This window comes from Peribacillus sp. R9-11 (genome assembly GCF_031345095.1).
GTDB lineage: Bacteria > Bacillota > Bacilli > Bacillales > DSM-1321 > Peribacillus > Peribacillus butanolivorans.
The window spans coordinates 2,696,449-2,721,574 of the sequence record NZ_CP133763.1; the positions used below are offsets into that span (position 1 = coordinate 2,696,449).

General features: G+C 34.6%; 32 protein-coding genes, 1 other RNA gene and 1 pseudogene. 20 read left to right on the forward strand and 14 right to left on the reverse strand.

Translation table 11 applies throughout. The features are described 5' to 3' along the window. The first annotated feature begins 12 nt into the window (after window positions 1-12). Genes RE409_RS13190 through RE409_RS13210 form a run of 5 tightly spaced genes read left to right on the forward strand, consistent with a single transcriptional unit; the run spans window position 13 to window position 4,045 of the window. Window positions 13-1,167: a hypothetical protein gene (locus RE409_RS13190; RefSeq protein WP_309559129.1), complete on the forward strand. Its 1,155-nt coding sequence runs from the start codon at window positions 13-15 to the stop codon at window positions 1,165-1,167. A 12-nt stretch (window positions 1,168-1,179) separates the two neighbouring features. Then, window positions 1,180-1,533: a hypothetical protein gene (locus RE409_RS13195; RefSeq protein WP_137016861.1), complete on the forward strand. Its 354-nt coding sequence runs from the start codon at window positions 1,180-1,182 to the stop codon at window positions 1,531-1,533. 2 nt (window positions 1,534-1,535) lie between these two features. Beyond that, window positions 1,536-1,637, forward strand: a complete 102-nt coding sequence (locus RE409_RS13200) for a CD1375 family protein (RefSeq protein WP_202190552.1) — start codon at window positions 1,536-1,538, stop codon at window positions 1,635-1,637. A gap of 53 nt (window positions 1,638-1,690) precedes the next feature. Further along, window positions 1,691-3,577, forward strand: a complete 1,887-nt coding sequence (locus RE409_RS13205) for a pectate lyase family protein (RefSeq protein ID WP_309559130.1) — start codon at window positions 1,691-1,693, stop codon at window positions 3,575-3,577. 30 nt (window positions 3,578-3,607) lie between these two features. Continuing rightward, entirely contained in the window at window positions 3,608-4,045 is a 438-nt protein-coding gene (locus RE409_RS13210; RefSeq protein WP_309559131.1) for a hypothetical protein, read from the forward strand. A 46-nt stretch (window positions 4,046-4,091) separates the two neighbouring features. On the opposite strand, the gene RE409_RS13215 is transcribed toward RE409_RS13210, so the two are convergent. Beyond that, the gene (locus tag RE409_RS13215) at window positions 4,092-4,379 is read right to left on the reverse strand and encodes a hypothetical protein (protein WP_309559132.1); all 288 of its coding nucleotides are present in this window, start codon (window positions 4,377-4,379) and stop codon (window positions 4,092-4,094) included. A gap of 197 nt (window positions 4,380-4,576) precedes the next feature. Here RE409_RS13215 and RE409_RS13220 point away from each other — a divergent pair, with 197 nt between their 5' ends. Further along, window positions 4,577-4,798 (forward strand): hypothetical protein, encoded by a 222-nt coding sequence (locus RE409_RS13220; protein WP_309559133.1) that lies wholly within the window; start codon window positions 4,577-4,579, stop codon window positions 4,796-4,798. Window positions 4,799-4,811: 13 nt separating this feature from the next. On the opposite strand, the gene RE409_RS13225 is transcribed toward RE409_RS13220, so the two are convergent. After that, a complete protein-coding gene (locus RE409_RS13225; protein ID WP_309559134.1) occupies window positions 4,812-5,711 on the reverse strand; it encodes an SIR2 family protein in 900 nt (299 codons plus the stop codon). Window positions 5,712-5,859: 148 nt separating this feature from the next. On the opposite strand from RE409_RS13225, the gene RE409_RS13230 reads away from it, so the two are divergent. Beyond that, entirely contained in the window at window positions 5,860-6,084 is a 225-nt protein-coding gene (locus RE409_RS13230) for a BhlA/UviB family holin-like peptide (RefSeq protein WP_134781583.1), read from the forward strand. A gap of 17 nt (window positions 6,085-6,101) precedes the next feature. After that, window positions 6,102-6,758: an N-acetylmuramoyl-L-alanine amidase gene (locus RE409_RS13235; RefSeq protein ID WP_309559135.1), complete on the forward strand. Its 657-nt coding sequence runs from the start codon at window positions 6,102-6,104 to the stop codon at window positions 6,756-6,758. A gap of 281 nt (window positions 6,759-7,039) precedes the next feature. Here RE409_RS13235 and RE409_RS13240 read toward each other — a convergent pair whose 3' ends face one another. From RE409_RS13240 to RE409_RS13275, 8 genes are all read right to left on the reverse strand, one after another. Next, complete coding sequence (locus RE409_RS13240; protein WP_309559136.1) at window positions 7,040-7,591, reverse strand: hypothetical protein; 552 nt, start codon at window positions 7,589-7,591, stop codon at window positions 7,040-7,042. Window positions 7,592-7,677: 86 nt separating this feature from the next. After that, complete coding sequence (locus RE409_RS13245; protein ID WP_309559137.1) at window positions 7,678-7,947, reverse strand: hypothetical protein; 270 nt, start codon at window positions 7,945-7,947, stop codon at window positions 7,678-7,680. 4 nt (window positions 7,948-7,951) lie between these two features. Next, window positions 7,952-8,476, reverse strand: a complete 525-nt coding sequence (locus RE409_RS13250) for a hypothetical protein (RefSeq protein WP_309559138.1) — start codon at window positions 8,474-8,476, stop codon at window positions 7,952-7,954. Between the two features lie 158 nt (window positions 8,477-8,634). Then, window positions 8,635-8,982: a DUF2513 domain-containing protein gene (locus RE409_RS13255; protein WP_309559139.1), complete on the reverse strand. Its 348-nt coding sequence runs from the start codon at window positions 8,980-8,982 to the stop codon at window positions 8,635-8,637. A 10-nt stretch (window positions 8,983-8,992) separates the two neighbouring features. After that, window positions 8,993-9,250: a hypothetical protein gene (locus RE409_RS13260; protein WP_309559140.1), complete on the reverse strand. Its 258-nt coding sequence runs from the start codon at window positions 9,248-9,250 to the stop codon at window positions 8,993-8,995. Window positions 9,251-9,333: 83 nt separating this feature from the next. Beyond that, window positions 9,334-9,750 carry a hypothetical protein gene (locus tag RE409_RS13265; protein ID WP_309559141.1) on the reverse strand — a complete coding sequence of 139 codons (417 nt, stop codon included), beginning with the start codon at window positions 9,748-9,750 and terminating at the stop codon, window positions 9,334-9,336. 247 nt (window positions 9,751-9,997) lie between these two features. Then, window positions 9,998-11,158, reverse strand: coding sequence for an FtsK/SpoIIIE domain-containing protein (locus RE409_RS13270; protein WP_309559143.1), 1,161 nt, complete (start codon window positions 11,156-11,158; stop codon window positions 9,998-10,000). Next, window positions 11,155-11,466: a hypothetical protein gene (locus RE409_RS13275; RefSeq protein WP_309559144.1), complete on the reverse strand. Its 312-nt coding sequence runs from the start codon at window positions 11,464-11,466 to the stop codon at window positions 11,155-11,157. The genes RE409_RS13270 and RE409_RS13275 overlap by 4 nt, the downstream gene beginning before the upstream one ends. Before the next feature lie 313 nt (window positions 11,467-11,779). Between RE409_RS13275 and RE409_RS13280 the strand changes: the two genes are divergently transcribed. The 5 genes from RE409_RS13280 (at window position 11,780) to RE409_RS13300 (ending at window position 13,661) form a co-directional block, all read left to right on the forward strand. Then, a complete protein-coding gene (locus RE409_RS13280; protein WP_309559146.1) occupies window positions 11,780-12,217 on the forward strand; it encodes an endonuclease domain-containing protein in 438 nt (145 codons plus the stop codon). A gap of 119 nt (window positions 12,218-12,336) precedes the next feature. Next, window positions 12,337-12,531, forward strand: coding sequence for a hypothetical protein (locus RE409_RS13285; protein ID WP_309559147.1), 195 nt, complete (start codon window positions 12,337-12,339; stop codon window positions 12,529-12,531). A 17-nt stretch (window positions 12,532-12,548) separates the two neighbouring features. Next, on the forward strand, window positions 12,549-12,695 hold the full coding sequence (locus RE409_RS13290) for a hypothetical protein (RefSeq protein ID WP_309559148.1): 147 nt from the start codon (window positions 12,549-12,551) through the stop codon (window positions 12,693-12,695). A gap of 87 nt (window positions 12,696-12,782) precedes the next feature. Then, window positions 12,783-13,127 carry a YolD-like family protein gene (locus RE409_RS13295; RefSeq protein WP_309559150.1) on the forward strand — a complete coding sequence of 115 codons (345 nt, stop codon included), beginning with the start codon at window positions 12,783-12,785 and terminating at the stop codon, window positions 13,125-13,127. Between the two features lie 189 nt (window positions 13,128-13,316). Then, window positions 13,317-13,661, forward strand: coding sequence for a hypothetical protein (locus RE409_RS13300; RefSeq protein ID WP_309559151.1), 345 nt, complete (start codon window positions 13,317-13,319; stop codon window positions 13,659-13,661). A 367-nt stretch (window positions 13,662-14,028) separates the two neighbouring features. Here the strand turns inward: RE409_RS13300 and RE409_RS13305 are convergent, their stop codons facing one another. Continuing rightward, a complete protein-coding gene (locus tag RE409_RS13305; RefSeq protein WP_309559153.1) occupies window positions 14,029-14,247 on the reverse strand; it encodes a helix-turn-helix domain-containing protein in 219 nt (72 codons plus the stop codon). A 441-nt stretch (window positions 14,248-14,688) separates the two neighbouring features. On the opposite strand from RE409_RS13305, the gene RE409_RS13310 reads away from it, so the two are divergent. After that, a complete protein-coding gene (locus RE409_RS13310) occupies window positions 14,689-14,853 on the forward strand; it encodes a hypothetical protein (RefSeq protein ID WP_309559154.1) in 165 nt (54 codons plus the stop codon). Window positions 14,854-15,374: 521 nt separating this feature from the next. Here RE409_RS13310 and RE409_RS13315 read toward each other — a convergent pair. Continuing rightward, window positions 15,375-16,436 (reverse strand): DUF3900 domain-containing protein, encoded by a 1,062-nt coding sequence (locus RE409_RS13315; RefSeq protein WP_309559155.1) that lies wholly within the window; start codon window positions 16,434-16,436, stop codon window positions 15,375-15,377. 545 nt (window positions 16,437-16,981) lie between these two features. Here RE409_RS13315 and RE409_RS13320 point away from each other — a divergent pair. After that, the gene (locus RE409_RS13320) at window positions 16,982-18,388 is read left to right on the forward strand and encodes a branched-chain amino acid transporter BcaP (protein WP_309559157.1); all 1,407 of its coding nucleotides are present in this window, start codon (window positions 16,982-16,984) and stop codon (window positions 18,386-18,388) included. Between the two features lie 648 nt (window positions 18,389-19,036). On the opposite strand, the gene RE409_RS13325 is transcribed toward RE409_RS13320, so the two are convergent. Further along, window positions 19,037-19,243, reverse strand: coding sequence for a twin-arginine translocase TatA/TatE family subunit (locus tag RE409_RS13325; protein ID WP_201180600.1), 207 nt, complete (start codon window positions 19,241-19,243; stop codon window positions 19,037-19,039). Window positions 19,244-19,626: 383 nt separating this feature from the next. On the opposite strand from RE409_RS13325, the gene ssrS reads away from it, so the two are divergent. From ssrS to RE409_RS13350, 5 genes are all read left to right on the forward strand, one after another. Further along, window positions 19,627-19,814, forward strand: a non-coding RNA gene (gene ssrS / locus RE409_RS13330) — 6S RNA. A 408-nt stretch (window positions 19,815-20,222) separates the two neighbouring features. After that, window positions 20,223-21,590 carry an MFS transporter gene (locus RE409_RS13335; protein ID WP_309559158.1) on the forward strand — a complete coding sequence of 456 codons (1,368 nt, stop codon included), beginning with the start codon at window positions 20,223-20,225 and terminating at the stop codon, window positions 21,588-21,590. 538 nt (window positions 21,591-22,128) lie between these two features. After that, the gene (locus RE409_RS13340; RefSeq protein WP_309559159.1) at window positions 22,129-22,320 is read left to right on the forward strand and encodes a hypothetical protein; all 192 of its coding nucleotides are present in this window, start codon (window positions 22,129-22,131) and stop codon (window positions 22,318-22,320) included. A 272-nt stretch (window positions 22,321-22,592) separates the two neighbouring features. Continuing rightward, the gene (locus RE409_RS13345) at window positions 22,593-23,273 is read left to right on the forward strand and encodes an MFS transporter (RefSeq protein ID WP_309559160.1); all 681 of its coding nucleotides are present in this window, start codon (window positions 22,593-22,595) and stop codon (window positions 23,271-23,273) included. A 52-nt stretch (window positions 23,274-23,325) separates the two neighbouring features. Continuing rightward, entirely contained in the window at window positions 23,326-23,937 is a 612-nt protein-coding gene (locus RE409_RS13350) for an MFS transporter (protein WP_309559161.1), read from the forward strand. A 154-nt stretch (window positions 23,938-24,091) separates the two neighbouring features. Here the strand turns inward: RE409_RS13350 and RE409_RS13355 are convergent. Beyond that, window positions 24,092-24,417: pseudogene (locus RE409_RS13355) on the reverse strand (YnfA family protein). Between the last annotated feature and the right edge of the window lie 709 nt (window positions 24,418-25,126).

Sequence of the window (25,126 nt, forward strand, 5' to 3'; positions counted from 1 at the left end):
GGTGGTGATTACATGGCAGTTCGTGAAACCCATATACTTTTGGATATTATGGCAGACGCTGATCCATTACGCGGTATCAACAGGGAAATGGATGATATTATCCGACAATCGCGGTTAATAGGGCGATCTTATGGAGATTTAAACGATGATTCAAGAGATATGATGCGTGAAATGAACATGGGTTGGCGGAATCAAAATGATGCTTTTAAAAAGTTTCGAAACAACTTAGTCGCTGCCGAATATGATTTTTTCAAACTAGCGCAAGTTGGAAGAAGGTACGGGGGAACGACTGGTGAATTAATACGCGCCATTGATAAAATGGGACTGGCACATAAGAAAGCTACAGACGGCATGATGGCGAATGATGACAGAATGAGACAAAGTATGTATAGAACGATTGGAACATTCGCTAACATGACACCTCAAGCGGATAAAAACGCCGCCGCAATTGCCCGCATGAATAATCCTCTATATAACGCCAATAGGGCAGGTTTAGCAGTGGTCGGAACCCTTAATAGGATGGCCAACAATGCTAATACTGCCCGTTTTGCATTGCAACAGCTAGGCCCGAATGCCAGCATGAAGGATTTAAACGATGAGATTAAACGATTGAATAAAGGGTTAGGTGCAATGCCTATCGTTGCAACAAACGCAAATAATTACGTTCATCCAACTACACATCCAGCATCCATTATTACACAGGATACAAACAATCAATTTGTTACAGCGACAGAAAAAAGTAATTGGAATGCAAAAGAAACAACCGCAGGGGCGCAAGCAAAAGCGGACACGGTTAAAAATATGTTGTTCGACCAATCTCTTTTATGGTCTGGTGCAGTATACCCAATGGCAGCTGACACGATTACCCCTTCAAAAAAATTATCAGAATGTCCGAATGGTTGGATATTAGTTTGGGGTGATTACGATGTTGGCGCAGGGTCTAATGATTATCAATTCGTCTTCACATTCGTTCCAAAAACATTCACTAGTTTGTTTCCTGGGAAAGATTCGTATTTTCAAATTCCAAACTATGTAAGTGAAACGCAAAATCAAACGACAATTAAACAATTGACCTTTACGGATTCAACGATAAAAGGCAATGACACAAATAAAAACAGTTTTTCACAAAGTGACGATGTTACATTAAGGCGCGTATTAGCTTTTTGAGGAGGGGATTAGATGAAGGTTTTTATAAACGTAGGAACGGATAAACGCGTTATAGGTTACGGTAGTACAAGAGGTAATGTTTCAGATGTTGAAATAACAGTTGAAGATAATCATGAATTCCTTAAAAACCCGTTTATTTATAAATTTACAAGCGGGAATTTAGTTAAGGATACGGGATATCAACAAGAACTAATCGAGCAGAAAAACGAAATGGAAAACAAACCAACAGAAATTCAGATTTTACAAGAGGAAAACACCGATTTGAAACTGGCGCTTGCTAAAATGGCTGAAGAAATGGAAATCGAAAAAATTAATATGATGTTAGCGGTGGCAGAATTAGCTGAAAATATAAATGGAGGTGTTTGATCTTGGCAAAAATATACTATGACCTAATCAAACTAGGATTACGGAAGATTGAAAATGTCCCGTTACAATGGCGCTCAGATGTTCAGGAAATGTTGAATGCGTAAAAATAGGTTAGTGACATGATATTTTAAGTCATCCTTTATGGAGGCTTTTTATTTTGTCTAAAATGAGGAGTGAAAAAGTGACTGACGTAAATGTTAATTTTCCACCTATGGTTTCACCGAATAGATCGGTGACTGCAGGTGATGTGGAATCAATGGTAACACAAGTAAAGGCAGATGTTGAAGGTCAGGTGAGTGTTGTTTCCGCACAGTTGGCGGATACAGTGATTGATTTAAAAAGCGGTGGGATAAATGTATTATCATCAGGGGCAACTGGTACTGGTAATGTTATAGATTCAAATGCTATCAGTAGTGCTTTGTCATTAACAGCGATTAGTTCTGTTCAACGTGTTAAAATTCCTGATGGTACGTACCTTGTCAATAAGACAATAGTTATTCCTAGAGGAGTTCACCTAGAATTAGGGCAAAAAGCAATTATTAGACCTACATCTGGTGATTTCAACATATTCCAATTAAAGCCTGAAGCAAGGTTGACAGGTGGAGTAGTTGATTTACAAAATGTAAATTTCACAAAAGCTGTTTACTACTTAGATGCAGAAGATGTATTTCAATTTTACGGTCAGAGCGCAGTAATTTCAGATATGAACATACTGAACAAAGTCCCTACAGTTAAAGGTGCTTTTACAGGTACAGGCATATTCTGTGAAGCAAAAACGAATATGGGATTTATTGATAATGTTAAGTTTAATAATCTTACTTTCATTAATTTTGATAAGGTTATACACTTACGGGTTGATCCTATTTTGGATGAAATGTTTAAAACAGACCCTAACGTTATGGCATGGGTAAATGCTAACTACTTCTTCCAAATTACAGCTCAAAACTTTAAGTACGGTATTTATTTAGAAGGAAAAGCTAGTGTGCCGCGAGATGTAGGTGGAAACATGTTCGATCAATGTCAATTTCAAGCTGAAGAGACTACAGAGGCAATCGTATATTGTGAAGGCGCTTATAATACATTCAATCTATTCATGTGGGACTTACACAAAATGAATGATTCAAAACCTGCTATCCAGTTCACTAAGTCCTCAAGGTTTAATGAGATTCATACAGCGATGCAACTAGAAATTACTGAATCTTGGATAGACGAAGGGTACATGAATAAAATTTGTAGTCCTGGGAATTACGTGACAGAGACTAGGACTTTGGCTAATCGAATATCCACACCTTATAAAGGTCAGTTTAACGGTAACCAAGATGACTACCTGATTAACGGTAACCTTCGTGGATACACAGTGACGCAAACAAAAGGAGCTGCGCCTACAGGTACACTGACAGACATATTTCTACCAGATTCTGAACAAGGTCCTTCGTGGAATATGACGGGCACGGATTACATGAACCATATAGAAATCGTTATTGATTGCTCCACAGATCCAGTAGTTTATGCGCAATATATTGGAACTGTACATCCTTGGGATGCCACACCTGAAGGACTACTCGTAGAGGGTTGGACAGGGACAGAATGGATTTGGTTGCATGAGGTAAAAGGAAATCAGTCCAATGACTATTTAATTTCCCCTCCGTATTCCGCAGTAGATTTCTTACATAAAATAAGAATTTCTTTTTATGGATCCCCTAAAGCAGATAAAAAAGTAACAATTGGTCGTGTGGTCGCTATTTCATCAAAGGCTTTAGGGAAAGCATACATACCGCAATTCACGGACGCGTTGACTATGGTCGATGTAAATGGAGTTGCCAGAACTATAAAGCTTAATGCAGACGGAACCTGGAGTAATGCCAGTACGACTTCCCTTTCAATTTCGCCAGCGTTACCCGGTGAAGCAACTATGGCTGGCGAACAAGATGATATTCTTCTATTGGCAGACAAGCGTTATTCAGTAATTTCAACAGGGGCGGTCAAAACAGGGGGAAATATTGCAGACATGTTCTCTTTAAAACGTGAAGCATTCTGCAGATAGACAAATCCAACTACTGCAGCACCGATTGTAATGGAGATAGATTTTGGTACAAAACCAATTCAGTACATGGAAACTTTAGGTCTGAATTTCGGATGGGGCGAATCTCCGAAAAATATTAAAGTGGAGAGAGTGCTAACATCAGGTGGAGCGTATGCACAACTAGCGAACATCACGAATAATACATTAGGTTCAGTGAAGATTGTTTCAAGAGCAACTAATGTCTACAAGATACGGTTGACCATTTCTGTTCCCAATAATGTTAACGGACTCATTCGAATTAACAGGATATTCGCAACTGCTGCGACCTCACCGCCAGTTACTTTCGTTAATACAGAAACAGATAACCAACTTTATGGTGACTTGGAATTTGGAGATACACTGAAAGGTTTGGTGATGAAGTCTCCTGATGGAGGTAGGTGGAAAGCCTCGATGAGTAATACAGGAGCAATCACTTGGACAAAAATATAGGTTCATAAGCGGAAAGGTTTAAGTGGGGATTTTCTTCTGCTCCTCTTTATAAAAATTGTGATACTTCCCATTGATCAGGTATATCTTTTTCACGTAGAGGTTTTTTACATAATTGGTTAAAAATCGTATTTTTATTCCCATCAAGATTGTTAACCACATATTTAGAGATAAAAATTCTGCAATCTTTTAAACTGTGACATGTTTCTAAATATTTAAGAGGAGCATAAGGAGAATTAAAACTAACAGAATACGAACCATCAGGATACGGCCCATCCGTAACAAAATAGGATTCATGACTTTTAATTTTTTTATGACTTAATGCTAACAATCTCATTATAGCCACTCCTTCAAATATAATAATTTAATTATAATATAACAATTAGCTTGTTTTTAGATAGTTTTACAATATTTTTTTATATTGTACCTTTCGGAACAAACTGTACGGTATGCATGACAAAATGATAAAAGTGATATTTCATGTTACTTTCATACCTTGTTGGGAATACAATGTAATAACAGAGGGTGATTTTTATGAAGGAAGTAAAAAGGGTTGCTAAAGTAGGTGAAACAATAAAAATTGTACGCGAGCATCCTCGATTAGGTGGGCCAACACCCTATCCATTAGGCAGTACTTGGGTTGTGGAGGAAGTCGCTGATGAAGACAAAGGACTTGTTTACTGTAAAGGAAATCCATGTGGGAAGTTTGCTGATGACTATGTAGTATTAGAAAAACATCCACCTAACTTCAATTAGGTGGATGTTTTTTTTACCAAGGCAATTCATTAAACCCAAACGTTTTATAAGGAAGCCCTAGTGAACGTATCTTTTTAACAAGGTCTCGATCTGGCTCTGGGTTTGAAATATATACTTTAGCTGTCTGAGGTAATTTTTCTAAAAAGAAATTTATTTCTGGTCTATCAACTTCCCAGTAAGAGCTACCAATTATTACAAACGCATCTAATTGACTTGCTTTTTCTAAGTAGTTATTATAAAGACCTCTTACCCACCGTAAGTTTTGGTTAATATTATGCATGGAAGGTGGTACAATATCAGCCTGAACGCGTGGTTGATGGAAGTCTTCTTTAGGGATTACAGTAACTATTCCACCATCATTATTATGTATTAAATTAGGTGGCCAACGGCCTTCAAATGGTATTGAAATAAATTTGGAGCTTAAGTCAAAGTCTATAGATCCATGGGGTTTGTAAATTGGAGTGCCAATTGGATTTTCATCTGAGCCAACTCTTGAATAAGGTATATCAGCAATATTTAATGCTTTTTCAAGAACCAAATCATAATTCAACGAAACTGCACAAGACAGACCCTCTCTATTTTGCTGCAACCAATTTGACCATTTCCATTCAGTCATATCAAATAAATCAACTTGTTCCTGAAAAGCCGAGTAAGAGAGGGCTAAAAATGTTTTCAATTGATGAAGCTTAGTAACGTCATTTTTATTTCTCACAATATATTTGGAGATTGCATTATAATCTCTATTTTTTATTGTAAGAAGGTCTGTTTGAATAGCTGGTAGTTTTTTAATAAAGCCATAGCGTTTTTTTACATGTCTGTTTTTAAAATTTCTAATGGGGAGAGATGAATCCATTTTATACTGACTTACAAAATCAGTAGTAAAACCATTTCCAACAAGGATTCCAAATTTCAATATTTACCACTCCATTCTATCAAATCATGTAAATTATATCCTATATTGGATGTTCATAAATAACTATTTCTTAATGCCTATAAAAATAATTACCAAGTCGTCCCAAAAGGGCGGCTTTTTTATTATGCAATGAAAGGGGAGAGGGACATTGGAAACAGAAATATTCAATTTATTTTTAAAACAGGGTGGATACGCAGTCTTATTCGTATGGTTACTATGGACAACAATGAAAACTAATAAAGAACGTGAAGCAAATTATCAAGCAGTAATTGAAAAGAATCAAGATGTAATTGAAACACAAGCTCAAGCATTCTCAACACTGGCTCAAGATGTAAATGAAATTAAACAAATCATTGTACAGGAAAATAAATAATCAAGGAGGAATTTAAATTGAATGAATTCGTTATTTCAAGTGGACACGCCAAAACAGTTCGTGGTGCTAGTGGGTATCTAGATGAGGTTAATGAAGCTAGGAAGGTAGTACCGAATGTTGCCGAATATCTAAAAGAACTGGATTGTAAAGTACATACATTTAATGATGATACGTCAAAAACTCAACGGGATAATATCAATACAATTGTAAAATATCACAATAGCAAAAGTCGTGATTTAGATGTATCTGTACATTTTAATGCTGGTACAAAGGAAACTGGTGGTACCGAGGTTCTTTATTATGGTGACGAAAATAAAGCATTAGCTGCAAAAGTATCAAAAGCTATTTCTGAAGCAATTGGTATTAAAGACCGTGGAGCTAAGAAGAGAACGGATCTCGGATTCCTAAAAGGAACAGCTAAACCGGCCATTCTAATTGAAGTATGCTTTGTCGATACTAAAACCAACGCTGATGCATACAAAAAGAACTTCGATAAATGTTGTAAGGCTATAGCTGAAACGTTATCGGGTAAAAAGTTGAAAGAAGATGCTAAGCCTGTTGAAAAGAAAAAAAAGTTACACAAGGTTCAAGTTGGCTCTTTTTCAGATAAGAAAAATGCTGAGAAACTGGCTGCAGAATTGAATAAAAAAGGATATCAAACTGTGATCGTTTAATTTTAAAAAGGCCTTCTTGTTTGAGAGGGTTTTTTTATTCAATAAGAATGAATAAAAAGTAATTGAATAAAATAGATTGAGTACCCAAAGTAGCCTCCTGATTAAAGCCCTTCTCTTAGCTAAGAGGGGCTCTTTTAAATTTAAGGGAATATTAAATAAATTAATGGATACAATATAAGTGTCACTTCAGTGATACTCCAGGATAAAAAGCCCTTCTCTTAATCGAGAGGGGCTTTTTTTATTTCCTATAGAATTGTCATTTAATTATATTGACCATATTTTTATACTGCGCCATTAAACCTTAAATTTCTCATTATATCAGGATTATCATTTTCTACTTCATAAAAGAACACTTCATCGACATGGTCTTCAATATCCCAATCCTTTATACTCCATTCATTTGTAGTACTTAATATTATTTTTCTTGAATTAGTATTCTTTATATCATTTAAAAAATTTTCATATCTTTTCGAATCATCTAGAACTGTTTGCACAGGGTGAAATAAAGTAAAAGTATCTTCATTGCCTCTTGGATTATTTTTTGTACGACTTGTATAACTATTTATATTGACAGTCATACTCCCCAAGCTATAATTTGCTGTTGATTTAATTGCACTGGGTAATAGATTTTTATTAAAAGCACGATTAATATGGGATGATATATCGGTCATAGAACTGGTTCTTATTATTCCCTTGTCAAACTCTTTATTCAAACAAGAGAGAATCACCCTGACCTTAGCGTCATTATCATAGCCTCTTACCAATAATATTCGACTCGTTCTATCTCCCAAAAACTTCATTACAGCCTCAATAGCTTTTTCTCTATCAGTCATTATTATTTTCCTCCTTACATTAAAACTCAGTATGTATTAAATTACTCTCAATAAACTTTCCTTTAAAACAACCAAATCAATTAAAATTACAGAAAGGTATCTAAATCACTAATTTCAACTTTACCTGGCCGGGATGTATCAAGATACTTAACTTTGCCATATATCCCTCTTTTATCAGTTTCTATCTTTACAAAAACTACTTTCCTATCTCGATTTTTATGCATGTTCGGATTCAAAGGGTTTAAAATATATTCATAACCTCGTATTAGATCTATTTTCCTAATGAGTTCTCCATTACTTCCACTAATAGTTAAAACACTTTTATGTTTCAATTCTTTTATAGTAATAGTCTTCATTTTATTAATCCCATTCATTAGGAAGTACTGCTATATTTTCATCTGCAAACGTTTCATTGAAAATAACTTCATAACCACTTCCATACTTATACTCTTCAACTCTAGCATCTTTAAAAGAAATTCCAAGTCCCTTTTCAATATCTTCTATCGATGACTCAGTATCAACTTGCATGTGTGCAATCTTACCCCCAAAGAAAATTACAGTTGCATAGTCAAACATGCTATTTCCTTCATAGTTAAACTTATCTGCGTTAACTATTGATCCATCTTTTAACTGAAACTTACCGTTTGGATATTGTTTTTCCTCTGAATCTTGCTTAAACCTTGCGTTAAATTCATCAACAGATAGCGATTCTTTAAGACTATTATTTTCTTTAGATTCAACTTCCTCATCTTCGTTAGTTGTTTCATTAACAACCTCATTTGACACGTTTTTTACTGTATCCTTCGCAGGTTCACTAGTTTTTTCTTCATTTCCACAGGCTGCTAACATTAAAGCAGCAAAACTTACAATTAATAATTTCTTCATAAATTATCTTCTCCTTGTTATATATTTCTATATTTATTATAAACTACCTTTCATAACATGATTACATAAAATTAACCCTTACTCTTTTTGAGTAGGGGCTTTTTTAAAAAAACTTCTATAAGTAACTCTACTTTTCTCATATAATGGAAAAATAGATATTATTCCACATTAAAATGTTTTAACGCAAATGATTTTAATACTTCTGTCATAACTGAGAGAGAAGCAGAGCCTCCTTTTTCTTTTATAAATTCTTTTGCTTTAATCCATACTGTTTCATTTTTAGCATCTTCAATAAAATCATGTCCCTGCCAAGTCAAATTTTGTATCATATGTCCCGACATGTAGGGCTTAGCTTTTATTAATCCTTCTTGGCTTAGTAGCTTTACATGATAATTTACCTCTTGCTCTGAATATCCTTCAAATGAAACCGTGACCCAAGATGTTTCACTTTCCTTACTTTCAATTTCAAGTAAAATTTCTCTAATAAGATCCATATCTCTTCTCATAATTATCTCCTTATAGATACTCTTGGTATGAGTCGTAAACTACAATTTCAGAAACTCTTATTTTGAGTTGAAGGCCCCTAGAATAATTAGAAAAGGAATAAATCGTTGTTTTGTAGTCTTCAATTAGCTCAGACTTACTAGTCATTTGGACTTTTTTATCCAAAACATCTTCTGCTATCTCAAATAAAACTATTTCAGGTACGTTTTTAAGATAAACTTTTTTAGTTTGTGACAACTTTTCATAACTTATTTCAAAAAGTTTCTCCATAAAATCCTCCTCTAGGTTTAGGTATAATAACCTATTTTATATTATAAATATTAACAGTTATGGATATAATTTGTAAATAAATTTTACTTTTTCAGCTTCAATGATCCACCATTTGATTGAATTACATTTTTAACAGGTTTAGGTTTGATTTGAAGTGTTGATTCACCAGACCTGCTTTCTATAAAATCAGAAATAGAAGGGGATTGATAGATTTCAAGTTTTGTACTTTTAACTGCATATCGAGTAGGGGTAATAATTAGGATAGATGGGAATACCTTTTTGTCTGGTTTTTGCCAGGGTTCATCTTTCCAATCGCCTGTATCATAATAATCTTCATAAAGATCAATTTTCTTTTGCATGACTTCCTTCGTATAAACATTGCGTTGAACTTCGATAAATATAGGGTTAAACCAGATAGAAAAGATGTCTGGTTCTATTGTTCCTTTATCTCCATATTTAGGCTCAATCATAAGGTTTTTGGTTTCCCTATGTGCTTTCATTTCAATGACAGTATCGACAAGTTCAAGGAAGTGGGGGATTTTTGTTGAGTCTGGTCTAATGTTGCAGTCAGAGTTGAAGTAAACGTATGGAGAGTGAAGGGTACTGCATTTGATAAAGTTATCTCTTGTTAAACGTTTTAAAACGCTATTACAAGAATTTATAGGATTCTTAAGGTGCTTAAAATGCAATTCAACAATTTGGTTTCTTGACATCATTCTGAATTGCCTTAAATCGTTAATAATGGCTTTATCCCTTTGGTTCACTATCGAACACCTCATCTATAGAAAATTCATTTACCTTTCGATCTTCGACGTCTTTAAGTTCTAGTTTTTCTTGTTTCACTTTTAATGGATCAAGTAATCCTTTAGCTTTTTTCTTGTTCATGTAAGGGACTTGAATCATTATTTCCCCTTCTTTAGTTGAAAGTATCATCCTACCTGCAGTATCTAAGTCAACTGATTGCTTCAATCCACTTATTTTTGCATTCGTTTCATCTGACTGTTTACCTGATATTCTAAAGGTAAGGTTATTTTTCAATTGTCCACCTAATGACTTCGCATCGCCACGTTGCATTGACAACATCAGATAAACTCCATTAGACCTACCAATACAGGATATACTTTCAATTATTTTCATTATTTTTGGTTTATCTTTGAGCAATATAACCTCATCAATACACACTATAATTGTAGGTGGCTTATCTTTTAATTCATAAATACTCTCTACGTCTAACTTGTCGAGTAATTTACCTCTACGTTCCATTTCCTTCGCAATTCTTTGAAGTGGTGGTAATAATGCCTTGGCATCCATAAAAACACCCATTACATGAGGAAGTCGTCTGTATATCCCAAATTCCGAAAACTTTAAATCACCAAGTAAGAATTGTATTTCATCTGGTGACTTATGCAGGATTAAAGAGGTCAATATTCCCCTAATTAAAGAACTCTTACCACTTCCAGTAGTTCCTGTGAGCAACATATGATGTTCTTCTGCCATGTCCTTTACAGTCATCTTACCTGACCTATCTACACCGCACATAATAGGGATTATTTTATCCTTACAATGAGGCTGAATCTTTTTAAAATCAAAATCAATATCAGTTTCCATGTCCTTCGCATAACACCACAGGATAAACTTTTTAATTTTACCTTCAATTTCAATGTTATTTCCAAAGCACTGTTTGAATACCCATTCTTGTTTCAAAACTAATTCAGGATTAGCACCATCGGGTAAAGTAAATGTAAATCGAACGGCTTCATTTTCCTCATCAATATGGACATCATGAATCTTGGGATAGCGTGTATACGTCTTTGATTGCATTGTAGTGTGCTTATGGATTCCACCCAGCTTAAATGCCCTCATCAACGAACCTCGCAGCTTCATTTTAGCTCTCCACATTTTCATCATAGGAACGCACCACTAACAGCAATCATTAGTTTCCATATCAATCCGAATGCAACACAAGGAATAGCAATATTAAATCCTGTGTGAAGTGCTTCAGCTACGTCATAATTGCCCTGTTGTTCAAAAAACTTTTCCAAGAGGGCAATGGATACAAGCCCAACGCCCATTAGACAAATTGTAGGGTCTAATAACATAAGTGGACTGACTGAATATAGGTTAATATTCGGACTGGCTTTCCTTTTTACCTTCTTTTTATCCTTAAAACTTCTATCCATAAATGAAATCAACTCAATAGTATGCTTTCTTCTCATAAGAAATATTCCTCCTTTTAAATACTCAATCAATTATGAATTAACTAAATCCCCCTCGCGCTCCCCCTTAATCCCTTACTCCGTTCACTCTTAACAAATTTCTTTGCTTCAGTCATACCAAAGGATTAAACTTGTTTTTCATTGGTAATGATAATAAGTAAAAACAAAGTAACTGATCAGTCGGTAATTATTTGATTTATTTTAGATAATCAGTAGGTGATTCAATAAAGGAATCGTATCTACTTTGATAAATGATATGTAGAAAGTTCGTAGATGTTGCTTGTACCTACGAGAAAGGGGAAATTTATTTACAATGGTAGAATATATCGTGTTTTTTGGACTAGTCATATCAGGGTTTGTCTTTCTAGGCTTGGACATACGAAGAAGCAGGGGAGTGAAGGTGGATCAACACATTCCACCATACTTTGAGGAATTGGATAAGTGCGAAAGTCCTATCGAGAAGAGGGTATTGAAAGCATTATGGATGAGGGATTACAAAGCTACAGCGCAATATCCTATGAGTCCATATAGACTTGATTTAGCACTGCCAGAGTACCGTATAGCCATTGAATGTGACGGAAAGGCCTACCATTCATCACCAAAACAAAAAGCTCACGACAGAAGAAGAGATAAATATTTAAGATCAAAGGGATGGGTAACGCTGCGGTTTAGTGGTAGTACAATAAACAGGAATATGAGTAAGGTGATTAATCGAATTGAATCTGAAATACAAAAGAAACACTCTATTTAAGGGGTGTTTTTTACGTTTTCTGTCACAATTAAAAAATAATTGCTAATTTATTCACAATACTGTCACGAGGACTTTTTACCTATATAATGAATATATAGGCTATGAGGGAGGTTGGTTTTGTGAAATTGAGTTTTGAGCGAATCGGTAATATAAAGGCTAACTTACAGTTATTTGATGATCATGTATTCTTAATGGCTGAGGATTGTATGCCTGTGAAGTTGTGCCGTGAAAAATATAGTGAAGAAGAAGCAATCCAATTTGCAATAAAGAAATTTGAAAAACTGAATAATGTAATTTTGACGTCTATCGATTGATATTTGGAGGGATAAACATGCGCAACCTAGAAGGCTTAAAAATTGTAGATACTGAAGAATACACTCATATAGAGGGAATTGGTACTGCTACTGAAGAGGGTAATCAGGATTTAGAGGGGTTAATTAAAACATTGTTACAGGAAAAATATCTACGTCATCTTTAAGAAGGGAAATTTTTCTCTTCTTTTTTTTTGACCAAATTAAGAACAAATGTTCTATAATGTATTTATAGAATGAATGGAGTTGTTTTTATGTCTATAAAAGATCGTGGAAAGCTTAAATGGCAACCTGCAATGATGTTACCTGAATACGTAAAATTATTGAATGCTGTTAATAAGGATTACTACCGACAACAAAAACCAGCATTAGATGAATACCAGTTGGAGGAGTTTGAGAACAAAATACACGCTGCTATGGAGTTCAGTTCCACTATAAAGTTTACTGTATGGGAAGATGGTTTTGATTGGGATTATGTCGGCTTAGTTCATAGGTTAGAACCGTTTACAAAAGTAATTCATCTGGAGTTGGAGAAAGAAAAGGGGCATATTATTAGGGTGAATTTTGAGGATCTTGTAGCGGTAGAGGTAAAAGATTGAAGGTGTTTTATTGGGAATTCCATCTTTCTTCTATTATATAAATTTACGTATTATTCTCATATTTTATATAATTTTACGTATTACTATTTTTATAGAAAATTAAATGAAAAGTGAATATAAACTATTTTGTTTGGAAATTATTATGTAGGGAAGGAGTGAAAGAATCTAACAACAAGGGAGTGTTTATAGATGGTTAAGAAAGTAAATAAGAAGATGGATACGGAAGAAATTGAAAAGATAAGGAATATAATGGGAGTAGATGAAGCAAACAAAGATAATTATACCTACGTAGAGGGTGTTGGGCTTGCATGGGAAACAGGAAAACCAGATTTGAAGAGAATGGCTCAAATGCTTAGTGATGCCTACTTCAAACAATTTGATGGAGGATTTAATGATCATGAACTAGATACGATAGGAAGAAAATTATTTTTAGCAAAATTTTGTGGTGATGATAATAAGGCAGCAGATTATTTTAAACAAATAGAGGAAAAAGTTAAGATTAAAAAATCACAAATATTAGATAAGAGTGAGTAATAATTGGATAAAAAACTAAAAAAGTTAATTTTGATGATGTCGATATGACAGATGTAGAAGTATATTCCTGTACGATAAAAATAAAAATAAGTAGTCTAATTGAAAGGGTTATTTCATGGTAAAAAAGTGGACTAAAAAAGAAGAAAGATTACTTAAAAAAAACAATAAAATATTGCACAAATGGCAAAAATGATTATTGATATATACAATAACAATAAAAAGTATAATAAGAACAAAAAAAGCTAAGGTTTATTCCTTAGCTCAAAGAGGGGAAACTCAAAGAAAAAGAAAAGCTAGTGTTAATGAGTATTATTTACAATAAAATACCTATTTATACAGAAGCCACCAGTTAAGATTGGTGGTTTTCTTATTTATTATCTTCAATTAGTACCAATATGTCATTAATTTGAATGTCTAATACTTCGCAAATCCTACCGATAGTGTCTCTTTGATATTGTTTTGTATCGTCATTATATAGTCTTCTTAATGTTTCAAATTTCAAATCAGTCATGGAAGCTAACTGTCTTATAGATATATTTCTCTCATCAAGAATCTTTTTTAAATTAGATTTAACTCTGATCCCCATGATTAACCCACCTTTTCCTTCTACATAAATCAATTATATCACATAGAAAAATATTGACTACAAAAAGTAGTTAATAACTACGGAATGTTGTTGACAATTGAACGTAGTCGTAATACACTTTATTTAACAACAACAAAACGTTGTCAGTGAGAGGTGAATTAAATGACCTTAACCGTTCTATCCAACGTAACAGACAAAGCTGCAGGTAAAAGACTTAAGTATCAATTGAGTCAGGAACAAGTGTAATTAGGAAGTTATGGACACATTTGTCCGAAAGTTTTCCCCTTTGAAGGTGAGAACTCAAATTTGAGGATTCCCACTTTATCAGGGAGTCAATGGTAGACAAGAGGACTCCGATTTAAACTCCGAGTCATTTACATAATCAAGTGTCGGGTTCACGATAAAGTTCGCAAAAATTGAAATTAAAAGGGGATAACCAAAATGACAACTCAAACAATCGAAGCTAAAAAGGTATTTATTACTGATAACACTGCACAATGGATTGTATTCGAAAATGAAATGCAAGCAGGATTCGAATATCAATTAGCTTCTATTGAAGACCTACATGATTATGTAGCAGGAACAGGTATTTACATACAACGTTGAAACTGCCGAGGGTGTTGTTCAGTGGTACACAGAAGAGTTTCCTAAATGGTCTGCAAATGAGTACATCTGTGAATACAGGGTGATTAACTTATGAATAACAGTCTTCTTTCCATTACACTTGCCTCTGATATCCTCGATGAAATTATCACAGAAACAAAATAGAAATAGCTGAATTAGAAAAACAACTTGAAAAGCATGATAGGAAAGGTGAAAGGCAAGCTTCAAAAGTAGTTGTTGATGTATTATTCGCTTCCTACAGAAAATTATCTTCTTAAAAAGAAATAAAAAAGAATCTTTACAAACGTAGCAGACAAGGGGCAATTCAAAAATTTGAAGCAGTGACTTAGTTACATAAGGGAGGTGGTGTAAGACAAACAAGATAACCTTATTTAATAGAAGAAAAATAAAAAATAGGCAGTCACAAAGACCGCCATAATCGGGATACAACACAGGTATAGTGTGACTCTAGAGTCACGTTCCGAGTCACAAAAGATCATATTTTCTTGTGACTCGGGCTATTATTAACTTTTATTTAGAATTTTTTCTACTAAAATTTGCAAATCATCCGGCCTGTGAAATTCAATCGGCGAAACGCCTTTATCGAACTGAATTGAATCGGCTTCTATCATCAATACATACTTCCCATTAATCTTCCCTAAATGAATGCTTTCCCCAAAATCGGCTAGAAGTCCTTTGATAGATGTACTCCCAAGCTTCATGCGCAGTTCGGCTTCAGGTGTATGCTCAACAATCTGGGCAGTAGCTTCGACGACTTGGTGGGTTTCAAGACGTTCTTGGATTTCACGTTTATCGCTAGTTTCCCAGATTTCCAGGTCCTGTTCGAATTTCTGCAGTTCGTCACTGTTTTCTTCGAATTGGGCGGATACATGTTCATGAACCATGTGGATGACTTGGTTTTTCATGATTTCCGGCATCGATTCACCATATTCGACGAATTTCAAAAAGTCTTCAAAGTAGCGAGCATGTGAAGCCTGGTGGATTTTCAGTTCGGCTTCCTCTACCATTCCTTCTTCGGGCATGTAGGGGTATTGGATGGATTTCATATTTTTAGTGGTGATTGCCATTTCAACGTGTCGAATTAGTGTTCGTTCATCTGAAATAGAAGCAACCTTCGGCTCGAAATCACATTTTAATAAGAAGACGAACGGTTCATCTAGATATTTCGTTAATTTAGCAGATGCGACTAGGAAGACTCCGCCACGCACTGCACTTGTATCTATATAAGACTGAGCGAATTGTTCATTTTCCTGCTGGAAGACTTCTTTTGTACCGGCAAAGCGGACACGGTTAAATACATTGTAATTAGGATTGGAATCAAGTGCATGGCCTTCTTCAACAATAAAAGAACCGATTTTTGTGGGTATTTGTTCAGTTTTTGGATGACGGTCTACTTTTCGTTTGGAGATTTTCATCAATTCCCCATCCAAAAAATCCTTTAAAGGACTTTCTTCGTATTCCTGGGTATCGAGTGTTTGAAAATGTTTAAATCGTTTATCAGCCTGATCGCCTTTTCCTTCAACCTGTATTAAATAAAAAGACAGATAGGTAATCGTAAAATCCATGAAAGTCACCATCTCCAATTAAGCATATTTCCCGTACTTTTTAGACTTAATAAGTATAGAGATGTACATCGATTCCGTCAAACGTTTAGTTCTTGAATGGATAGAATAATTATGGTGTATTATTCCATAATAATAAGAGTAGGGAACATAAACTGGAGTCTCTATCTAAAATTTGGGTATATTGGAAAATAGGATCAAATTAAGATTTAAAAGGGTAAGTAGGTATCCCAGCTCAGGATTTGTCAAATCCATTCATATAAGATTCTAAAATTTTGATATTTATTTTAACGTTCTATATGTAAATGCGCCTAAATATTGGATTGAGAATTATGTCGAAAAATCACTAGAGATATTCAGCGAATTTTCAAAATAGAAATTCTACTATAATAAAACCATTGACGTATAAGGGTTTAATACGTATAATTTGAAAGTCAGATAATTCAGGAATTGTTGGATTTTGTCGAAAATTCTCTACTATAAAAAGTAAGTGAATTCATTTATTTGTTATTTTCTGAATAGTTTTTTAAATTTGCGGAGGAGAAAACATGAGTATTTTTAGAAAGAAGTCTATTGAGGACTTATTGAAAAACGCTGGTTCCAACAGTAAGGGGTTGAAAAGGGAACTAGGTGCTTGGGATTTAACGATGCTTGGAATTGGAGCAATAATTGGCACTGGTATTTTTGTATTAACGGGAACTGGAGCAGTTAATGCTGGTCCGGCGCTTTCGTTATCGTTTGTCATTGCCGGTCTTGCTTGTTTATTCGCAGCACTTTCATATGCTGAATTTGCATCATCCGTGCCGGTATCTGGTTCAACTTACACTTATGCCTATGCAACACTAGGTGAATTTGCTGCCTGGATTATAGGGTGGGATTTAATCCTTGAATACTTATTGGCGGTTAGTGCCGTATCGGCCGGCTGGTCTGGTTATTTCCAATCGTTTTTAGGTGGATTCGGGATTAACTTCCCGGAGAAGCTAACGGCAGCACCTGGTTCAATTGAGGGTGTTACAACTTATATGAACTTGCCAGCCTTTATAATAGTTATGGCTATTACTTTATTGATTTCTAGAGGTACGAAACAAACAACCAGGATCAACAACAGTATGGTTGTTATTAAAGTGATCGTTGTTTTGCTGTTTATCGTCTCTTCTATTTACTATGTGAAACCTGAAAACTGGCAGCCATTCATGCCATTCGGAATCAGTGGAGTATTTTCTACAGCCGCTTTAATGTTCTTTGCATTTATCGGCTTTGATGCAGTAGCATCTGCAGCTGAGGAAACAAGAGATCCAGGAAAGAATTTACCACGAGGAATAATCGGTTCATTGATTATTTGTGTTGTACTTTATATGATTGTTAGTTTAATTATGACAGGTGTGGTACCGTATGCTCAGTTCGCAACGGCACTGGATCACCCGATTTCTTTAGTACTACAAAGTGCAGGCCAGAATTGGATTGCAGGAATTATTGACCTTGGAGCCTTTATTGGAATGACAACGGTCATTTTGGTTATGTTATATGGACAAACTCGTATCATGTTTGCGATGTCACGTGATGGATTGATGCCTAAATCTTTATCAAAACTTCATAAGAAATATAATACGCCTTATGCGGCATCATGGATGTTTGGTATAATTGCAGCCTTACTAGGAGCCTTTGTACCACTTGGTGAATTGGCCGAATTGGTTAATATCGGAACGTTAACAGCGTTTACGATGATTTCGGTAGCGGTAATCGTTTTACGTAAAACAAGACCAGATATGAAACGTGCATTCTATTGTCCGGCCGTACCGCTTGTGCCAGGTTTAGCCATCGTTTTTTGTGTATTCCTTATGTTACAACTAGGTAGCCATACATGGATACGCTTCTTAATTTGGATGGCTATTGGTATCGTGATTTACTTTGTTTATTCTCGAAAACATTCCAATCTTAATCAGCAGGAAAAATAATAATTTTAAAAAAACACTCATCGGAGTGTTTTTTTGTTTAACTCTAAATTAAAGGTGGAGAAAGTCAAAGTAGTTTAAGACTAATATGCAGTGTTATGGTTGAAATAAAAGTGGCAAGTATATATTGAAGCTTGAACAACAATGATAAAGCTATTTTAAATGGAGTTGAAGTTAATCAGTAATAAACAATATGTTGGATTTTAAAAGTAAATAGGAGAGAGGTCGTCTAAAAGATGGTGCAAAAAGGAGTGTAGTATCTTTTCAAGAAGGCTAATGCCTATTTTTTGCCAGTGAAGAATATAGATATTAATTTTTATATCTGAAAAGTTTCCTCGATAGAATATTTAATTATAAAACATCAACCCGGGTTAGCAGGATAAAATTACATGGTTTTTTATTAATTTATAACCAATTACAAAAAGAAACGGTTTTACACTAACAACTTACAACAATGAAATTTCTTTAAAGAGTTTCAATAATTCTCTTGAAATAATAAAGGATAAATGTTATATTAATAAAGCGATGAGCTAATTTGTGTAAGTCGAAGAACATGCTTTTTAAGCTAAACGTCGGGATGTGGCCTGACGGTTCCCGCCTCAAACGCATCAAAGACGCCTGCTGCGTGCAGGCGTCTTTTTCATTGTTTTTTTATTTTACCGATTCTTTTTTCGCAGCTTGAACGTCTTCTTTAAATTCCTCTTGAATTTCATCTGTTATTCCCTTCGTTGCATCCTTAAACTCTCGAAGCGATGTACCTACAGCGCGTCCGATTTGAGGAAGTTTTTTCGGCCCAAAGACAATTAATGCTAAAAGAAAGATTAGAATTAAACCAGGAAAACCAATGTTTGAAAGCATAGCTAGTCACTCCTATCAAATCTGATATATAATATTATAGACCCCTGACGAGCATTTGCAAATGTAAATTACTATTAATTGTAAGAGTCTATATATATAAAGGGATAAATAGTACTTTAAAAACCTTTAGATTCTACCTCCTATATCTTATAAATCACATGAAATTCTATAGATCTTTCTTCATTATAATGTTTGTTACATAACATATTATACTTTTTTGGAAAAATTAATGTCTTTACATAGATAGTCTTTTATGGAAGGATTACAGAACCCACTATTAGAGTCTCATTGCAATCAATAACTAATTACGAAATACAAAAATTTTTTTGTTACTTGGGAATTATTAGTCTTGCAAGAGAGAATGAATTTATGTATTATAACTATACAAGCTGCGTTGTTCGTAATGATAATTAAGTTTTAACCTTTAAGCTGTAATAGGGAGTTTTACATCGAAACAGGAATGTTATGCCTCGTCACTGACTTGGACAACAGGATTGTTTCTGCAAACACCCACTTTGAGGAGTGGTGGTTTAAAACTTTCTTACGTGAATACGGCAATGGCGGCTCTATCTTTAAAATTAGAAACCAGTTCCGATCAGGGACTGGTTTTTTTCTGTTTTTTCATCCTGTTGAGCTATTGAATAACATATCTATAATAAATAGTTGTTGTATTATAGTGTGAAAAAAATTTTTTTAATACAGGTAACTTGGAAACGATTTCAATCGAAATCATCTTAATTCTCCATTACACTCATGAATTCATTATATTTCAAGATGGCTTATGCTTTGGTGTTTTGATGTTTATGACTAATTTGTGAAAATTTTTATTGAAATATCAGATAATTGCCTATTATAATAACAATTAGATAACTCGGTTCACTATTTGTGTAAAGTTAGTGAAAAGTTATTTTTTTTATTAGCAATTCCGTAAGCGCTATCATGTGGATATTGATAGTCACCTAGAGAGGGGAAATTTTTTATGGCTAGTATTAACACGACAGAGGTAATTAGTAACAGTAAATTTAACCGCTTTCATTTCGGTTTGTTGGCATGGTGTTTCATTATCATCCTTTTTGATGGGTACGACCTTGTCGTTTATGGAACGGTTGTACCAGTGTTAACAGAGGAGTGGAATCTAACTTCAGTGGAAGCGGGAGCAATGGGAAGCTATGGTCTATTCGGTATGATGTTCGGCGCCATCTTTTTTGGGACATTAGCGGATCGGATTGGAAGAAAAAACGTCATTGCCATTTCATTGATTTTATTTAGTTTATTTACATTGCTATGTGGATTTGCGAGTACACCTACTATATTTTCTACTTTTCGATTTTTAGCGGGGTTAGGACTGGGAGGCATTATGCCGAACGTCATCGCTTTATTGACGGATTACGCCCCGAAAACAATGAGAAGCATGGTCGTTTCGATTGTATTATGCGGCTATTCATTCGGGGGGATGCTTGCCCCGATACTAGGTATCCTACTTATGCCTTCATTAGGCTGGGAGTCCATATTCTGGTTTGCCGGCATACCTTTACTATTTCTACCAATCATGATGAAGCATTTACCAGAAACCTCCACACATCTCATTAGAATTAACAGAAAAGAGGAATTAATCAGAGTATTATCCAAAGTCAGTCCTGATAGCAATTTCACCATACATGACGAAATTGTAGAAGTGAAAAAATCAGATGAGAAACTGCCGATTGTCGGATTGTTTAAAAATTCCCGCGCTCTAAGTACTTTGATGTTCTGGGTTGCCTTTTTCATGTGTCTACTGATGGTATATGGATTGAATACATGGCTACCAAAGCTAATGATTGAAGCGGGGTATGCTTTGAATTCAAGTCTAGGTTTCTTAATCGTTCTTCAAGGTGGAGCTATCGTAGGTACTCTTATAATAGCTAAGCTTTGTGATAGATATGGTTCTAAAAAAATGCTTGTACCGTTGTATGCGCTAGGTGCAATTAGTTTGACACTGTTAGGAATGGGTGGAAGTTCCTTCATGATTTACACATTAGTAGCGATTGCAGGGGCCTGTACGATTGGCGCCCAAAATCTTGTACAAGCCTATGTTTCCCAGTACTATCCACCAAATATTAGATCGACTGCACTTGGGGTTGCATCTGGAATAGGAAGGATTGGTGGTATGCTCGGACCCATCCTTGGTGGATTCCTATTATCAATCTCGTTACCAATTCAATTGAATTTTATTGCTTTTGCTATTCCTGGTCTTATTGCCGCGATTGCTTTATCCTTTGTTCCAGTTAAGATGGCTTATTATAAAAATAATCAACCAAAACAAAGTGAAGAAATAAAGGTAGACTCCAATAAAATGAATATACTGTAAGAATTAACATGAAAATGGCAGCGTAGGAGATATCCACGCTGCCATTTTCATGTTAATTTTATGTTAGGAGAGATTGTATAGTTGCTCCTAATTAAATTTCTTTCTTATTCTTATAATTAGTTTCGTCGCAGATCTGCTCAAAGGACACAATGTTCTAAATAACGAAGGGTGCTGTCTGGATAGAGTGTAATCATTACAAAAATGAGATTCAATAGATGACTGATGCAAACTATATTGTAAACCCCATTATCTATAAATTCCTTAAATGACAAAGTAATTATTATTAGGGGAGTGGAAAATGTATATTTGTCAATGATAGGTTGTAAAAATAAATGATATCATAAATAATGTGGTCTAAGTATTAGAGCAATAATAAAATTTCTATTAAAAGTTGCTTAATTGTTCATATTTCGCAATATGATTTACTCCATTATTTAAAGGATAAATGTTAAAATGAAAGAACGGATAATTAATATTCCTCCTTGAAGTGGAGCGAACTAGAATAATTAATCTCATCTTTTGAGAGGGAGTCATTACTTTGAAAAAAATTCTAAAACATTTAATTTTTTGGTTATCTATAATAGGAACATTATTCTCAATGATATATTTCTTTGTAGCGGATATTCCGTTATATATTAAATTGTTAGGCGCAGTCATTATCCTTTATCTTGGGTATGATCTTATAACAGAATCTAAAAAAAGAAAGAGAAAAGAAGCATTAGATGCCTAAATTCTTTATTTTCAAAAAAGTCCTCTTTTGACTAGAGGGCTTTTTTTTGCCTTTTTTTATAAAAAGTTTTTCCTATTCTATGAACCTTGACGAACTTTTATAATTGACAATATTCTAAAAATAAAGTTAATATATAGTGAACTTAGTTCTATATAAGTGTAATTTAAGTCTTTGTTGTTATTTTTTAATTTGGTGGTTAGCTGGTTTCAAAAAACTTAGAATGTTCCTTTAGACTTTCGTCAATAAAGGAAAAGAAGAAAGAGACGAAGGAAATGCGCACAATCCATGTATCTGAAATGATTGATGAACAAAAATTTAACCGCTTTCATTTACAGGTTTTATTATGTTGTATCTTTATCATTATCTGTGATGGATATGATATGTTCATGCTTGGAACAATCCTACCATCTTTGATGACTGAGTGGAAAATCACTGCTGTAGAAGCAGGATTATTTAGCAGCTATGCTTTGTTTGGAATGATGATAGGCGCGTTAGTCTTTGGACCAATAGCTGATAAATTTGGAAGAAAGAAAGTTATCTTAATTTGTACGGTCATTTTTTCTATATTTACTTTTACTTCAGGGTTTGCAGATACACCAACTTCTTTTGGAATACAACGTTTTGTTGCAGGTTTAGGATTGGGGGGAGTCATGCCTAATCTAATAGCAATTATTACTGAATATGCTCCGAAAAAAATCCGTAGCACACTGGTTGCTATTATGTTCAGTGGACATGCATTAGGTGGCGTTGTTGCATCATTAGGTGCGATGTATCTGATTCCGAACTTTGAATGGCGCGCAGTGGTATGGCTTGGTGCTCTTCCACTGATCTTTATGCCGATTCTCTATAAAATGTTACCAGAATCATTGAATTATTTTATATTAAAAAAACAAAAAAGCCAATTGACGGACGTACTGAATCAAGTGGATGTAAACTCGAAAATACACTGCTAATGATCATTATGTTCTTCATGAGAAAAGTAAAAATGATTCTACTGGTTTCCCGGTGAAACAATTATTCAAAAATGGTCGGACAGTTAGTACAATCATGTTCTGGGTCGCCTTTTTCATGTGCCTGTTTGTGATGTACGGATTGAGTACATGGCTTCCAAAAATTATGGAAGGGGCAGGATTTGAATTAGGATCCAGCTTAGCATTCCTAGTGACACTTAACCTCGGCGCCGTATCTGGGGCAATTGTCGGAGGAAAGCTTGCTGATCGATTTGGATCTAAAGTGGTTCTGGTTTCCTTCTTAGTCATAGGGTTTGCAGCACTTACGATGCTGAGCTTTAAACCAAGCATGATTATGCTCTATGTGTTGATTGCCATTGCGGGAGGAAATACAACTGGTACACAAATCGTAACGAACGCTTATGTATCACAGTTTTATCCTAACGAAATCCGTTCAACTGGAGTAGGCTGGGCATTAGGTGTAGGAAGAATAGGTGGAATTATCGCTCCTACTTTCTGCGGGGTCTTGCTTGATATGAAATTGTCATTGCAGGTTAATTTCTTAGCATTTGCCATTCCATGCATTATCGCGGCAGTTGCGATTTGGTTTATACAGGAAAAATCCAGCAATATGGCCGTTAGTAGTAAGGAAAAGAAATTGGTTTAGAAAAACATTCATACCAAGGTTATCTGAAGATATGTAACACCTAAATAATGTTCCCGAGAGGACATGAGATTTTATATTGCGTACGCTTACGATCGAAAAATATTTAATCAATCGGCTGCTTTGAGTAAGTAAAGGGCTTTAAAGCCCTTTACTTCTAATGTCTCGGCGCCCAAATGATGACAGACACCCCAATTAAACAGATTGCAGCCCCAATCCAATCATATAAATCAGGCGTTTTCTTATCGATCCCCATCCCCATAATACCGATAACACAATAAAAACACCGCCATATGCAGCATATACACGCCCGAAAGTTGGAAACGTTTGGAATGTTGCAATGATGCCATATAAAACTAAAACGATTCCTCCAATAAATCCTAAATAAATGGATTTTCCATCTCTTAACCAAAGCCAAATAAGATAACCCCCACCAATCTCAGCTAGACCGGCCAAAAGAAATATAATAGTGGTCACTAACATATATAAACCTCACTTTCTCCTTGAAATTTTATCATAAGTGAAAATGGAAAATAATCATTATTTAGTAATGTCTTAATGGTCGTTTCTATTATTTTGTGAATAAATAGTGATAATAACTGAAAGTTAGCTACAGAATCTCCATCTATTCTAGCATTATTAAAGAAAATGAAGTCATGCTACATCTAGACTAGGATATTCATTATTGGGTTTCTTCGAGATATACCACCATGTTTCCGACAAATCGAAGCTTTTCAATATAATTAAAGGTATGACTACAAGAGGTATGTTACCAAGTAAACTTTTTTGCTGAATACCTTTTATTATCAAAATCCGCAGACCATATTTTCAACCGACCATTCACCCTAAATGGGTTTGAATTTGTATCACACTAAAATAAATTAAATATCCTGATTTGCTTTGAAGAAATCAGATTGTATTACACATATGGAAATTGGAACTAACTTTATGAAGTTAGTTCCAATTTAATTTACATACTAAATTTAAAAGAAGATTTAATGTTAAGTACTTAGGAATTGTTTCAAGTTATATTTTAAGCAGAACAGAAGAAGCAAATCCTTTACCTACGGATTAGCTTTTTCTTATTGCCTTTTAAGGAATCTTAGTTTTAGTCATTCATATAATACTAGAACCATCCAAATAAAAGCCAAAAGATATATCCAAGAGTAAAAAAACTCCCTAATCGTAACAA